We start from the raw sequence: 13,526 nt of genomic DNA, 5'->3' as shown, positions 1-13,526 counted from the left end.
GACGGCAGAATCGCGGCCGTCGTGTTTGAGTTTCTCCGCGGAACGATGGGGGCGAGCATGACCGGGGCGAAGCGGTTGTCGAAGTATCTGTTGGCGACCTTCATGATCGCGGCCGGCACGGCGCACTTCCTCGTCCCGGGGTTCTACGTACCGATCGTGCCGCCCGAACTCCCCTTCCCGGTGGGGCTGGTGTACCTGAGCGGCGTTCTGGAGGTGGCGTTCGGCGTTCTGTTGCTCGTCCCGCGGTTCTCCCGGCTCGCCGCGTGGGGCGTCTTCGCCCTGTTGATCGCCGTCTTCCCGGCCAACATCTACGTCTATCAGCACCAAGAGTTGATTCCCGCCCCGCCGCTGGTGCACCTGCTCCGCTTACCCCTGCAAGCCGTGTTCCTGCTGTGGGCTTATTGGCACACCCGACCCGATAGTCGGATTCTTTAGGGTCATGTGCGTGAAGCCGCCGAGCCAAGGCCGTCGAATGACTGCAACCGCGTGGCACGTTGCCCCCGCGGTCGGATGGCGGGTACGAAACAAAGGACGGACGCGGTGACCGAGCGTTAACGGTCCAGCCGGTTCAGGTACTTTTCCAGGTTCGTGTACCCGTCCGCGGTCGGAATCTTGGCGGCGTCGGCCGGGTCGTTCGGGTCGAGGCCGTGCTCCCGCTCCCAGTCGTCCGGGATGCCGTCGCCGTCGGTGTCCGTCACCTGCCCGCCGCCGCGGTACTCCGGGTAACCGCCGACCTGCTGCACGTCGGTGATGATCCCCTCCTTCGACTGAGCCGGCACGGTGCCGGTGCGAACCTGTTCGACGATCCGCCGATCGACGCCGTCTCGCTTCGGCAGTGTCGCCCCGGCGTTCGCCAAGACCGCCTCGTAAGCTTCCGCGGCCGGTTGTACCGGCATCTTCGGCGTTGGGAACGGTTTTTCGCTCCGCACCCGCGGCAGGATCACTTTCGAATCCTCGTCGCCGTCGGTCTGCACGCCGCCGGCCCAGTTGTCGGCGGTGACGGCCGCGTTCCCGACGACCACGTTACCCGCCACGTAGGCCCGACCCCATTCGCGGGCCAGCGTCTTGTCCGGCCCCGGTCGGCGGCCATCCGGCCGGAGGACCCGGTGCGCGATCGGGCTGTCCGGTGTGGCCGGGCCGGGCTTGTAGTAGTTGTTCACCACGCTGTAGAGGCTCTTTTGGTCGCCGCCGTCGAGGGTGCGGTGCCGCCAGTTGAACAGCACGTTGTTGGCGAAGTTGAAGTCGCCGTCCATGCCGATGCTCGGGTTCCGCCCGGCGTTGCACGCCCACAGGTTGTGGTGGAAGCCGCTGTTGTGCCCGCCGATCGTGCTGCCGAGCGAGTGGTTGAACGTGTCCAGGGCCTCGCTGGAGACGCACCACTGAATCGTGATGTTGACGGTCGGCAACTTCAGGTCGGCGTTCCCGCCCGGCGGGCGGTACATGTGCCGGTACATCGACAGGTTCTCGTCCAGCCCCCAACTCGCGGACAGGTGATCGAGCATGATGTTGCCGACCGGGTTGCCGCCGAGCGAGTCGTCGCGGTTGGCGACGTTCGTCTCGCCGCGGCGGAACCGCAAGTGGCGGATGACCACGTCGTGCGTGTCAATGGCGACCGTCGCCCCGCGGATACAGATGCCGTCGCCGGGGGCGGTCTGGCCGGCGATTGTGATGTACGGGGCGCGGATGCGGATGCGGTTCTTGAGGTGAATCACCCCGCCGACGTGGAAGACGACCGTCCGCGGGCCGATGGCATTGCATGCTTCCCGCAGGGTGCCGGGGCCGGCGTCGTCGAGGCTGGTGACGGCGTAGACTTTGCCGCCGCGGCCGCCGAAACTGTACATGCCACCGCCCCACGCGCCGGGGAAGGCCGGAATGCCCGCCTGCGGCAAGTCGGCCGGCTTGGCCGCCCCCGGCAGGTACGGCTTGCCCTTCGCTGCCCACGCCGCGAGTTCCGGCTGGGCTTTCTCCCACGCCTCGTCCTCGGCCTTCTCATAGGCCGCGCGGCGGGCGTCCTCGGCCGCCTGAACTTCCTTCGGCACCTTCGGGTACTGCCCGGCCACGAAGCCGGCGAACAGCCCGACCGCCACCGCGGACCAGATGAACCGCCCCATCGGAACCTCCCTCGTGCGTGCCCGTTGAGTCACTTCTTGGCCTCAGCCGCCTTCCGCCGTTCCGCCCACTCCTGCCCGGCCTTCTTCAAGTCGTACCCCTGGCCGGAGAGGTAGTTGTTGATCTTCCCCTTGGCGACGCCGAACTTCTCGTGCTTCGCCTTCGACGCGCCGGCCACCAGTGCGTCCTCCCGCCCGACCACCAAGAGTTCGCGGATGCGAACGGCCTGAGCGTCGGTGAGCGTGGGAAGCATCTCGCGATACGCCTTCAGGGTGTTCGGGACCACGTTGTACGTCATCTGGTCCATCACCGCCTCCGTCTGGACGGCGGTCAACTCTGCTGCGAGAACGGCCTTGAACTTGGCGTGCAACTCCTTCACCTCTGCTGCTGCTTTCTCACGGGCGACCGGGTCGCCGGCCGCGGCGTCGCGGGCGGTGTGGACGGCGTTCAGCCCGGTGTAGTGGGCAGCAACCGCCGTTCGCACACGCTCAGCCTTGGTAGCGTCGAGTTGCCCGGCGGCCGCCATCGCGGCCGCTGCCCGTTTGGCGGCGACGGCCGCGTAGTCGTCCGGCGGGGCGATCAACAGCAGTGTGATGATGCAAGGGAACACGGCGACTCCAGGGTTCACGGGCGGGCCAGTTCGTTCAAGTACGCTTCCAGGTGCGTGTAGCCATCGGGGCGGTAAGCCGCAGCGTCGGCGGGGTTGGCCGGATCAAGCCCGTGGGTCTTCTCCCAGGCGTCCGAGATGCCGTCGTGGTCGGCATCGGGCGGGGCCACCGCCGACTGGTACGCCGGCCACCCGCCGGCATCGGTCGGGGTGTCGATGATGCCGGGCAGTTTGCCACGGCTACCAGTGAACGTGTGCCCCCGCTTCCGCACGTCGGCCAACACGCGGAGGTCCACGGCGTCTTGCTTCGGCCGGTTCGCCCCCACGTCGGCCAGCACGCTGTCGAGGGCTTCGCGGGCCGAGTGCGTTTTCACGAACGGCTCGAACACCGGATCGGCGGATCGCACCTTCGCTTGCCCGTCGGCCGGGCCGACGTAAGCGGACCAGTTGTCGGCCTCAATGCTTGGCTTGCCGTCGATCACGTTGCCGGCCATGTGCGCCCGCATGCCGCGTTCGGGGTCGCCGGGGTCGGGCTTCAACAGCGTGTACGTCTTCGTCGCCGGGCCGGGCAGGTAGAAGTTGCCGACGAAGTTGAGTTCGCGAACACCGCCGTCAGTCGTGCGGTTCTGCCAGTTGAAGACGACGTTATTGCGGATGTCCAGTTGCCCGGCGAGCTTCAACCCGCTGCGGTCCAATCCGCCCGCGAGGCTCCAGTTCCGGCCGGTGCAGTGGGCGAGCAGGTTGTGGTGGAAGCTGCCGACGCCGCCGCTGATGCTGCCGGCGAACGAGTGCCCCTTCCCCGCCTCGTACTTCTTGTGGTTGGCGATGTTCAAGGCCTCGGCGATAAGGCACCGCTGCACCGTCAGGTTCCGCCCCTCCCGCGAGCTGAACCCCTCGTCGATGCTCCAACTGATCGAGCAATGGTCGAAGATGACGTGATCGCTGCCGCGGGCACCGCTGCCGTCCTGGGTCAGTCCCGTCTCGTCGCCGACGCGAATGCGGACGTAGCGAATGATGACATCGTGCGTGTCGGAGCAGCCGAACGTGTAGTTCTTCAGGCAGATGCCGTCGCCGGGGGCCGTCTGCCCGGCCACGGTCAGGTACGGATGGCGGACGATGAGCTTCGACTTGAGGACGATCAGTCCGCCGACGCGGAAGACGACGGTTCGCGGGCCGCTCGCCTCGACCGCCTCACGGAGCGAACCAGGGCCGGCGTCGTCCAGGGTGGTGACTTCGTACACCTTGCCACCGCGGCCCCCGAAGGCGAACCGGCCGTACCCCTCGGCCTCCGGGAACGCGAGGTGCCGCACCCGGAACCGCCACACCTCGCCGGGGATGACGCCGGCCGGGTGAACGGTGTCCACGCGCCAGAAGTACGGCCGCCGGTTGTCGAGCCGCAGGCCGGCGGTGTCAAACCGGGCGTCGGTCGACTCGCCGCGGAGTTGCAGCGTGGCGGGGTCAGTCCCCAGGAAGACGCGGTGCGCCATGGCCCCTTTCGCTGCTCGCCACGTCAGAACTGGGTTCTCCGGAGCGTGTTCGTCATCATCCGAAGGCGTCGGCTTCGCGGCCCGCTTGACCGGGTCGGAGCGGTCGATCTCGAACCCGTTCAGCGTTACCGTTCCGGCCGCGGTGAACGTGACCACCACATCTTGGTCGGCCGCGGCGACGAACGTGACGAATGCGGACGCCGCGTCGGCGTCGTGCTTGACGCGGTGCGACGGCGTCACAGCGACCGACTGCCCGCCGACCGTGACGGTGAGAGGTTCGCCCGTCTTGTCGCCGAGGGCGTTGTGGTAGGTGGCGAGCGTGTGCGGCCCCGCCGACAGACCGGCGAACGCCAGTTCGAGTTTGCTGGTCGCCGTCACCCCGTCGGACGCCATGCGGGCCGGGTAGTCCAGGCCGGGCTTCCACCACGCGCCGGTCAATCCCTCTGCCCGGAGAGTGGCTTTCACCCCGCCGAACGTCGCGGTCGCGGTGCGGCCGTCGGGCACCCGCCATACGTCCCAGCCGGGAGCGAGGATGTCGGCCCGCGGCATGTCCGGGTTCAAGTCCACCCGCGGGTCGGCCGCGGTGACCCCGGGCACGGCGAGGCACGCCGTCAGGATCAAGAGCATACGCATCGGGAGCCTCACTTCTTGGGGGCCACGGCCCGCAGCCGGACCGCGAGGTACGGAGTGCCGGGCAGCGGGATCGGCGTCGGCGGGTCGGCCGTCAGACGGTAGTTGTCCTTCGGTTTCAGCGTGATCGTGCCGGCCACTGGGGTTGTCGTCATGTTCCAGGTGTCCAGCACCTCGGCCGTCAGCGTCAGCGATTTCTGCTTGCCGGGCAGGTCCGGCACCCACGCGGTCGGCCGCTCCTTGCCGAAGTAGACGAGGTAGTGTTCGCCCGCTTTCCCGGCCGTGCGGTCGTCCTGCCACTTGTCGATCGGGTCGAACCCATCTGCGGGGCCTTCGGCCAGCACGTTCCGCAGAAACGCGATCCGCTTCGGGCTGTCGCCGTGAAGGGTTCCGCCCCGCGACCACCACACCACCTCGTCCGGCCGGCGGTACGTCTCGCCGTGGCCGACGTAGGTGCCGGCGATGGTGCCCTGCCAGAAGCGGTGGACCATCTCCTCGGCCGATAGGTTGCCCCACCGCTGCCCGAAGTCGCCCTCGTACTTCGCCTCGTCAAACACGATCGGCTTGCGGTACACGTCGCGGTATAGCCCCGCCCGGCCGAAGTCCGCCACCGCCGACCCGTTCTGGATGCTGGCGTGCGTCAGCCGCGGGTCGGTCTGGTTAAACAGCCGCGTGCCGTTATGGATCGACAACAGGTGCCGGTACGGGTCGGCCTCGTGGACCACTTTCAGGATTCGCTCCCAGTCGGCGTCGGTCTTCTGCTTCATGAAGTCGAACTCGTTCGCCAGCGACCACCACACGTTCCGGTAGGCGGCCAGCCGGGCGAGGACGTACCGCAGGTAACGGTCGTCGCCCGCCGCCGGCATCCGGTCGAACCCCCAGTGCCCCTCGTCGTAGGGGTGCAGCAGGATCAGATCGGCCTCAATGCCCAGGTCACGCAACTGGCCGACGCGGTGTTCCAGGTGGCGAAAAAAGGCGGGGTCGAACCGCGTGAAGTCCCAACGGTTCGGCGGCGTGCCAGCGAACGGGTACCGCGGCGGCTCGCTCCGGTTGAAGGCGTACCACTTCGGGAACACGCACATGCGAATCTTGTTGAATGGCCCCGCCTTCAGCGTCGCGAGCGTCTGTTCTTCGAGCTTCTCGGGCTGGTGCGTCCAGGCGTAACAGGTGGTGCCGACTGATGCGTGCGGTGTGCCGTCGGCGTGGGCGAAGTGGTACGTGTTCCGCACTCGCACAGGCCCGTAGTTGCCGGCGGTCGGCTTGTCAGCGATCAGCGTGCCGGTCTGGGCGTCCAGTTCCTTGCGGTTACTGGCCGTGCGGTACGCCCACTCGCCGACGGTCGGCGGCATGAACCGCACCCGGTACACGCCCTCGCCGTCGTAGAACCCGGCCGCGTGGACGGACTGCGTCCCCTGGGTGAACGTGGCCGCCAGTTCGACCTCGGTGAACGGGTTGCCGTCGACCGGGCCTTTCAGTGTCAACTCGAACGTGCCCCACTGTTCCACCGCTCCGGCCAAAGCCGCAGAGGGGAGAAGGAACACGACTGCGAGCAGGAACGTCGTCGGTAGCCGTCGCATGGCTTCTCCGTTATCGCCCCAGCGGCGTCCAGACCGTCATTTCGGACTTGCCGCGATTGCCCCAGGCGTAGTGCGGGATCAGCCGCAGGTCGAACGCCTTCGCGACGGTCGGGGCCAACTCGCGGTACAGTTCCTTCCCCCACGCCGGGGCGGCCGTCGCCTCGGCCGCCCCTTCCAGCACGGCGACGCCGCCAAGCAACTTGGCGTCGTACCGCGGGCGGAACGCCGCGGTTCGCGGGATGGCCACCGACTGCACCCGCACGGCAGCCGGCAGGTCGCACGACTCCACGCAGTAGACCACTGGCCCCCGCTGCACCGCGACCTGGTTCCGCAGTTCCTCGGCGAGCGGGTGGGCCTCCAGCAGTCGCACCGCCATCGGCAGCTTCAACGTCACGCGATCCCCGGCCCGCCACGTTCGGCGGACCTCCGCGTACCGGCCGGCCTCAGCCGCCGCGGCTGGTTCGCCGTTGACGGCCAGTGTCGCCCCGCTCGACCACCCCGGCACGCGGAGGAATAGCGAAAACTCCCCGACAGGAACGGCGTCGAGTGCGAGGGTGATCGTACCGTCCCACGGGTAGTCGGTCGTTTGCGTGAGCTTGATTCGCCCGCCAGGCAACGCGGCGTCGAGGCGGTTGCCGCCGTACTGGTGGACCCACAGCCCGCGGTCGGACTGGCCGTAAGCGAGGGCGTGAACCTGCGCGACCGTGCGGGCGACGTTCGGCGGGCAGCAGTAGCAACTGATCCACTCTTCCCGCTGCCGCGACCAGCGGAGTGGGGCCGGCATCGCGTCGAGTTGGCGGAGCGTGTTGGTGTAGAAGAACCGTGTGCCGTCCAAGCTCACGCCAGCGAGCAGGGCGTTGAACAGCACCCGCTCGACCACGTCGGCGTGCTTCGCGTAGCCCGTTGCTTGCAGCATCCGGTCGTTCCAGAGCAGATTGCCGATGGCCGCACACGTTTCGTTGTGGGCGGTACTGTTCGGCAGCTGGTAGTCGCGACCGTAAGCCTGGTGCGTGCGGGCGATCTGCTTTTGCTCCTTCGACCCGTCCGGCGACGCCCCGTCGTACAGTGCCCCGCACGCCCCGGTGACGGCCATCTTGCGGTGGGCGACGCTCTCCCAGATCGGGCCGAGCGGCGCCAACAGTGTTTCGTCGCCGGTTTCGAGGAACAGGTCGGCGGCACCGGCGTACAGGTAGTTCGCCCGCACCGCGTGGCCGACGGCCTCCGTCTGCTTCCGGAACAGCACCCGGTCCTGATTGTCGTCGGTTCCGCCGTCGAACAGGTCGCGGAGATCGAGGAACTTCCTCGCCAGTGTCAGGTGCCGCGGGTCGCGGGTGGTGCGGTACAAGTCGAGCGTGCCGAAGTAGTGGGCTGGGCACACCGAGTTGCGGGCCAGGGTCGGCGTCGGCGTCTCGAAGGCCGCCAGCAGGAAGTCGGCCGCCTTCACCGCCACGGCCAACAGCGACCGCTTCCCCGTGGCCCGGTGGTGGACCACCGCAGCCGTGAACAGGTGGCCGAAGTTGTACATCTCGAAGGCCAGCCGGTCGTCGAACGGCTTGGCGGCCGCGTCGCCGTTCCGGTTGCGGATCAGGACCGGCGTGTGCAAGTAGCCGTCGGGCCGCTGGGCTGCGGCGATGACGGCGATGGCTTCATCCATGCGGGCGTCGAGGGCCGGGTCAGGGGCGACGGCGTACACGGCGGCCGCCGCCTCCAGCCATTTGTAGAAGTCGCCGTCGTTCCACGCGGGGCCGCGGTGCGTACCAGCGACCGCCCCGGACGCCACGCGGAAGTTGTGCAAGAACTGGCTGCGGTCGGTCCCCCACATCAGTTTCGCCATCTGCGGAATCGTGCTGGTCCGGCAGACCTCGAACCGATCCGCCCAGAAACCGGTCGTCCACCGCACGTCGGCGGCGTCGACCGGTCGGACGACGGCGTGCGGCCGCACGGGGGCGGCCGAACCGAAGGCCAGGGCAAGGATGGGTGCGAGAATCGGAAACACGTCGCGATCCTGGGAGGGTGGTCGCCGGCGTCTACTTCGTGACGGTGATGTTCAGCACGTTCTGCTCCGACTTCACGTCGAGAGCGATGCCAGACGATTTGTACCGGGTGTACTTGCCGTCGACCGCCGGCTTCATTCCTTCCCCCGCCTTGCCGTCCGGAATCGGGATCGGCATGACGGCGAACTTGTAACTGCCCGGCGGCACCCCGCCGCCCGGCTTGTCAGTGCCCAGGCGGAAATTGCCGTCGGCCTCAATGTTCCCCTGCACACTCACCGGCTGCCCATTGATGGTCGCCTCTCCGATCACCGTCCCGGCCGGCAGCGGCGACCCGTCCGGGTACGTCACCTTGCCGGTGACCGGGTAATACCCCGACCCGCACCCGGCCAGCAGCGTGAGCACGAGGGCCGGTACGCACAAACTTCGCACGACGCGGCTCATGGTTACTCCTTCGGCGGGGCGGGGACGGGAACGGGTTCTTCCTTTGCGGGTGCGGGTTCTTCCTTCGGCGGGTCGGGCGGGGCCACCGCCCGCTCGACGGTGATGTTCAACACGTTCTTCGGATCGGTCTTCACCTGGAAGGTGATGCCGGACGTCTCGGGCCGTGTGAACTTGCCCTCGACGGCCGGCAATTTCCCACTGCCGGCCGCGCCGTCCGGGAGCGGCACGGGGACGACCGCCACGCGGTAGTCGCCCGCCGGCACGCCGCCCCCCGGCAGGTCGGTGCCGAGCGTGAAGGAGCCGTCCGGCTTGACGCTGCCTTGCGAACTGACGGCCACGCCGTTGACGGTCGCCTCGGCGATCACCGTGCCGGCTTCCAGCGGGGAGCCGTCCGGGTACGACACCCGGCCGGCGACGGGGTAGCGAGACTGGCCGCACCCGGCCAGCACGAAGGCGAGCAGAAACAGCGGGGCGGCGCGGGCCGCCCGCCGGAGTACGGGGCGTTCGTTCATCGCACAATCCTCGATGGGGAGAAGTCGGAGTTAGTCCAGGTCCACGGGCACGCCGTCGAGCCGGTTGGCGAGTGCGGCCAGAGTTGCTCCTGGCGTCGAAACCTTCAGGGCGCGGATGCTGCCGTCGCCGAACACGAACTGGCAAACGCCCGTGTGCCAGCTGCCGAACTGCGTGTTCGATGCCGCGTCCGGGCCGATGGCGAGCAGGTTCGACGTACCGGCCCGGCGGCCGTAAGTCTGGCCCTGACCGGCACTGAAGATCACGCCGTCCACCACCGGGTCGTTGAGCAGCGTTCGCGGGATGTGCTTCTCGCCGAGCAGGAGCGTGTTGCTCGTGCCGTCCACCATGTCGGCGAACCGCAACCCGGCCTCGGTGTGCTTGCTGTTGACCGTCTGGAACATGCCCGTCGATGGGGTCGTCCCGTCGTTCCCGACGCACGCCGCGTAGTCCGACGGTTGGCCCATGATAGTGCTGCCCACGTCGATCGGGCTGAGCATCCCGGGCGACCGCCGGGACGGGCAGAAGAAGATCTTGACCGCGGAATTCCGGGCGGCGTCAATCGCCGGGTCGGTCGAGGTTTGGTTGTTGAACCCGTCCGTCTGACTGACCCCGGTGATCGGGTTCTTGTACGCATTGAACAGGCCCGTCTGCTCGACGTAGGGCAACAGGAGCATCGCCCACGTGTGCCGGTTCTGCCCGCCCCCGGACCGCAGGTACGGGAACTTCCCGTTGGCGTCCGCGTAGCCGTGGGCCGCGATCCCGAACTGCTTCAAGTTGTTCGAGCAGCTGATCCGGGCAGCGGCCTCGCGGACCTTCTGCACGGCCGGGAGAAGAAGACCAATCAAGATCGCGATGATCGCGATGACGACGAGCAGTTCGATCAGTGTGAATCCGAACTGCCTGCGAGAGTGAGACATTTCGACCCTCCGAATGAAATGAACAGATAGTCCAACGACGTGCAAATTACTTCCGCCGAACCCACAAAACGGCCGGCTGACCGGCCGGGGCTGTGAGTTCGACCGGCTGACCGCCGGCAATGTTTCGAGGTTGGCCGGCGGCCCCGGTCTTCGGGTCCAGCCACGCCGCCGTGAACGGTTCGACGTGCGCCGTCAGGTCGAGCGACACCCGCCCGCCGATCGGTGCCCATACCAAGTAGTCGCGGCCGGCGTCGCTCAGGGCGAATGCCCCCTTCGGCAGCCCGGCCGCATCGGCCGGCTTCATCCGCGAGACGGCCGCTAGCAACTGTGGATCGGTGCCGGCCGGGAGCGCGGGAAGCGACCCGCCGGCGGCCAGCACGGCCCACCCGTCCGCGCCGTCGTAAGACGCCGTCACGGCCTTGTCTGGGAACCGCACGCGATACTCCCGGACGGCCCGCGCGACGGACTCGGCGGATCGACCCTTCGGCCCCTTCCATTCGCGGAGGTGCTGCCGTGGGGCCAAATTTTCCCCGCCCTTCGGGGCGTACACCTCGCCGCCGGCCGCGTACCACCAGTACCGCAGGTCGATTACCGAGACGCCCGCCGACCGCTTCGGGTCGGCCAGAATCGCATCCTGCACGTCCTTGGGGGCACTCAGGCCGACGAGGACGCGGGTGCCGGTTTCCTTCTGCCATTCGGCGACGCAATCGAGCCAGAATTCCACGAACGACTGCGGACCGCTGAACTCCTCGCCGAGTTGGAAGACGACGTTCGGGCACGGGCCAAGCGTGTACAGGCAGTGACGGATGTAGGCCCGGTGCAGGTCGCGGCGGACGGGGTGCGACACGTCGTAGAACGCCTCGGCCATGAACACCCGCTTGCCGCCGGCGTACTCCGGCGGTTCCGGGAACCCGGTCGCCTGGAGGCAGTTGGCCGGCCGCCACGGGAAGTCGGCCCAGTGGGCGGCGGCCTCCAGCACGTTGTGCTGGAAGTACATCTGCTGAACGAGCACCAACCCCTTCTGCCCGGCGAAGTCGGCGAACGCCTTCAGGCGGGCGAAGTACCACGGGTTGAACTTCGTCAGGTCGTACCGGCTCAGCCCGTCCCACGCACGCCCGCGGCCGCTCCTGGCCCACGGCTGTTCGTAGAATGGCGGCCACACCTCGCCGTCCGCCCGGCGGACCATCTGGTGGTCGTCCCGCCGGCGGTCGTACCACAGCCCCCAGTGGTGTTCCAGCACGGTGATGACGCCCGCCCGCATCTCGTCCGTGAGTTGGTCGAGGTCGTCGGTGAAGCCCGGCCCCTCCCGCCCCGGCACGAACCTCGTCAGCCCGCGGCCGAACTCGGCCACGCGGGCGGGATTCACGCTGCCGCGCCACCAAGTCGTCTCGCTGCGGTCGCCGAACACCGCCTTACCGTCGGTCGCCAGCACGCCGTTCGTGAGGGCGAGTGGCTTCACCGCCGGTGATTTGACGGCCGGCCCAACCGGGACGAGGTCGTCGATCGACGGCACGCCGTCGGATCGTGTGGGTAAGTCGCGGCTCGTCGGCTCAGCCTTCCCGAGCCGGTCGGCGAGTTGCGCCTGGTATAGACTGTCCGGCTTGACGAACTCGTTCATCTGCCGCCAGTGGCCGTCGCCGACGAACTGGCCCCAACAGCCGATGGCCCAGTTCTGCGCCGTCGGCGGGGTCCGACAGGTGACGAGCGGAGCGGAACACTGCCACAGCACGGAGTTGGCCGCCGCCCACCCGACGCCCTGGTGGTCCGTCTCGCGGTTGGTTAACGACAGCCCACCGCCGTCGATGGCCACGTTGTCGAACAGGGTGCCGCTCGCCCAGCTTTCGATCGGGCCGCTGAACCCGGTGGCGTCGGTCGCCCGGCAGTGCACGAACGCATTCGGCCCGGCCGCCGCGTACCCGACGGCGAAGTCGTGCCGCCCCTCACTCGCCCGGCAGCGGCGGAACAGCGTTTGTTGCCCGGCGGTGAAGAACGTGTGCCGGCGGTAGCCGCCGACTTCCGACACGGGTTGGGTTGACTCGCAGTCCTCGACTGTCACCCGGCTGCACGACTCCCACACGGCGACGGCGGACCCGGCCAGGTGCGAGAAGCTCACCCGCCGCACCCAACAGTCCTGGGCGTTCTCAAACCCGATTCCGCCCCAGGCGTGGTTCTCGTCGTGCGGGTTGGCCGGGTCGAACGCCGACTCGATCCGCAGGTTCTCAACCCCGACCTGCCGGACCCGCCCCGGCCACTGGTAAGCCCGCACCGTTCCACCACCGTGAGATGCGTCAAGAGCCGTCGTCAGCGGGGCGTCGAGGGTGAGCGTGTCACCGTCGATGTGGGTGACGACGCGGTCCCACCGCAGATCGAGCGTGTGAGGCCGCCAATCCAGGTACGACCCCGCCCCGTTGGTCGGGAAGCGATTCATTCCGACGGCGGCGATCCACTCTTTCGTAGCGGGGTGTTCCACCCGCACGGCGTCGCCGACCTTCAACCCGGCCGCGTCAGCCACTCGAACGCGCGTGGCCCCGACCGGCACACGGGCGTCGGCGAGCGACCGAGCGGTCGCAAGCGTGCAATCCTCTTTCCCACGAACTTGAATCAGCGTCCGGCGGTCGAGGCCGGTTGCGACGAGGACGGTCGCGGCCCCTTGGCCCCGCACCACCACGCCGCCAGTTCGCACGCGGACGAACCCCGACACCTCGTGCCTGCCCGCGAGCAGAAGAACGGCCCCACGAACCCCACTGACGTCTGCTGGCAGCGACGAGACGTAGTCGATCGCGGCCTGGATGCGGCGGGTGGCGTCGCCGGCCACCACCGGCACGACGACCCGCACCGAAGCGTTCGGCAAAGACACCCCGCCCCCACTGTACCCACAGTGCGAGAAATCCGGGACGCGGTCCCCCTGAACGCCGAGGTCGTATACCAACCGCCCGTCCAGGCCGGGGTAGACGAAGCGCTTCGTCGGGTCGGCGGCCGACGCCGAATTTCCGACGAGGAAACCGCAAACGGCGACAAATACGCCAGTTGCGATGCGCACTGCGGAATAATCGACACAATGGTTGCGCGAGCGAGTTATCATCGCCGTCCTGCCACAAGCGGGAGAATGCGAGTGCCGGCATCGACGCGAAAAGCAGTGATTTCTTACTTGAGATACTACTGAGATCTCAGTAGAATGCAAGAAGTATTTTTCCGGTTTTCTTCACCCCTGTACGATGGCAAGAAAACCAGGGCCTCCGTCTATGAGGAAT

At 68.1% G+C, this 13,526-nt stretch carries 10 protein-coding genes; 1 reads left to right on the top strand and 9 read right to left on the bottom strand.

Features of this window, described 5'->3' with window-relative positions; all coding sequences use genetic code 11:
* Nucleotides 1-21: 21 nt before the first annotated feature.
* Nucleotides 22-435 (top strand): DoxX family protein, encoded by a 414-nt coding sequence (locus PX52LOC_RS24235; protein WP_246173455.1) that lies wholly within the window; start codon nucleotides 22-24, stop codon nucleotides 433-435.
* Nucleotides 436-551: 116 nt separating this feature from the next.
* Here PX52LOC_RS24235 and PX52LOC_RS24230 read toward each other — a convergent pair whose 3' ends face one another.
* From PX52LOC_RS24230 to PX52LOC_RS24190, 9 genes are read right to left on the bottom strand one after another with little or no spacing between them, the layout of a single operon-like run.
* A complete protein-coding gene (locus PX52LOC_RS24230) occupies nucleotides 552-2,111 on the bottom strand; it encodes a polysaccharide lyase (protein ID WP_149112499.1) in 1,560 nt (519 codons plus the stop codon).
* A 29-nt stretch (nucleotides 2,112-2,140) separates the two neighbouring features.
* Entirely contained in the window at nucleotides 2,141-2,719 is a 579-nt protein-coding gene (locus PX52LOC_RS24225) for a DUF3826 domain-containing protein (protein ID WP_149112498.1), read from the bottom strand.
* Nucleotides 2,720-2,733: 14 nt separating this feature from the next.
* A complete protein-coding gene (locus PX52LOC_RS40915) occupies nucleotides 2,734-4,836 on the bottom strand; it encodes a pectate lyase family protein (protein ID WP_168219174.1) in 2,103 nt (700 codons plus the stop codon).
* 8 nt (nucleotides 4,837-4,844) lie between these two features.
* Nucleotides 4,845-6,410 (bottom strand): DUF5060 domain-containing protein, encoded by a 1,566-nt coding sequence (locus tag PX52LOC_RS24215; protein ID WP_149112497.1) that lies wholly within the window; start codon nucleotides 6,408-6,410, stop codon nucleotides 4,845-4,847.
* A gap of 10 nt (nucleotides 6,411-6,420) precedes the next feature.
* Nucleotides 6,421-8,406, bottom strand: coding sequence for a glycoside hydrolase family 127 protein (locus PX52LOC_RS24210; RefSeq protein ID WP_149112496.1), 1,986 nt, complete (start codon nucleotides 8,404-8,406; stop codon nucleotides 6,421-6,423).
* A gap of 31 nt (nucleotides 8,407-8,437) precedes the next feature.
* Nucleotides 8,438-8,845, bottom strand: a complete 408-nt coding sequence (locus PX52LOC_RS24205) for a carboxypeptidase-like regulatory domain-containing protein (RefSeq protein ID WP_149112495.1) — start codon at nucleotides 8,843-8,845, stop codon at nucleotides 8,438-8,440.
* A gap of 2 nt (nucleotides 8,846-8,847) precedes the next feature.
* Nucleotides 8,848-9,357 (bottom strand): carboxypeptidase-like regulatory domain-containing protein, encoded by a 510-nt coding sequence (locus PX52LOC_RS24200; RefSeq protein ID WP_149112494.1) that lies wholly within the window; start codon nucleotides 9,355-9,357, stop codon nucleotides 8,848-8,850.
* A 30-nt stretch (nucleotides 9,358-9,387) separates the two neighbouring features.
* Nucleotides 9,388-10,275, bottom strand: coding sequence for a DUF1559 domain-containing protein (locus tag PX52LOC_RS24195; protein ID WP_149115608.1), 888 nt, complete (start codon nucleotides 10,273-10,275; stop codon nucleotides 9,388-9,390).
* 46 nt (nucleotides 10,276-10,321) lie between these two features.
* The gene (locus tag PX52LOC_RS24190; protein WP_149112493.1) at nucleotides 10,322-13,315 is read right to left on the bottom strand and encodes a DUF6298 domain-containing protein; all 2,994 of its coding nucleotides are present in this window, start codon (nucleotides 13,313-13,315) and stop codon (nucleotides 10,322-10,324) included.
* Nucleotides 13,316-13,526 lie beyond the last annotated feature (211 nt).

The organism is Limnoglobus roseus, assembly GCF_008254045.1.
GTDB lineage: Bacteria > Planctomycetota > Planctomycetia > Gemmatales > Gemmataceae > Limnoglobus > Limnoglobus roseus.
Note: the sequence above shows the minus strand (reverse complement) of the source record. Positions and strands in the feature narration are given on the sequence as shown.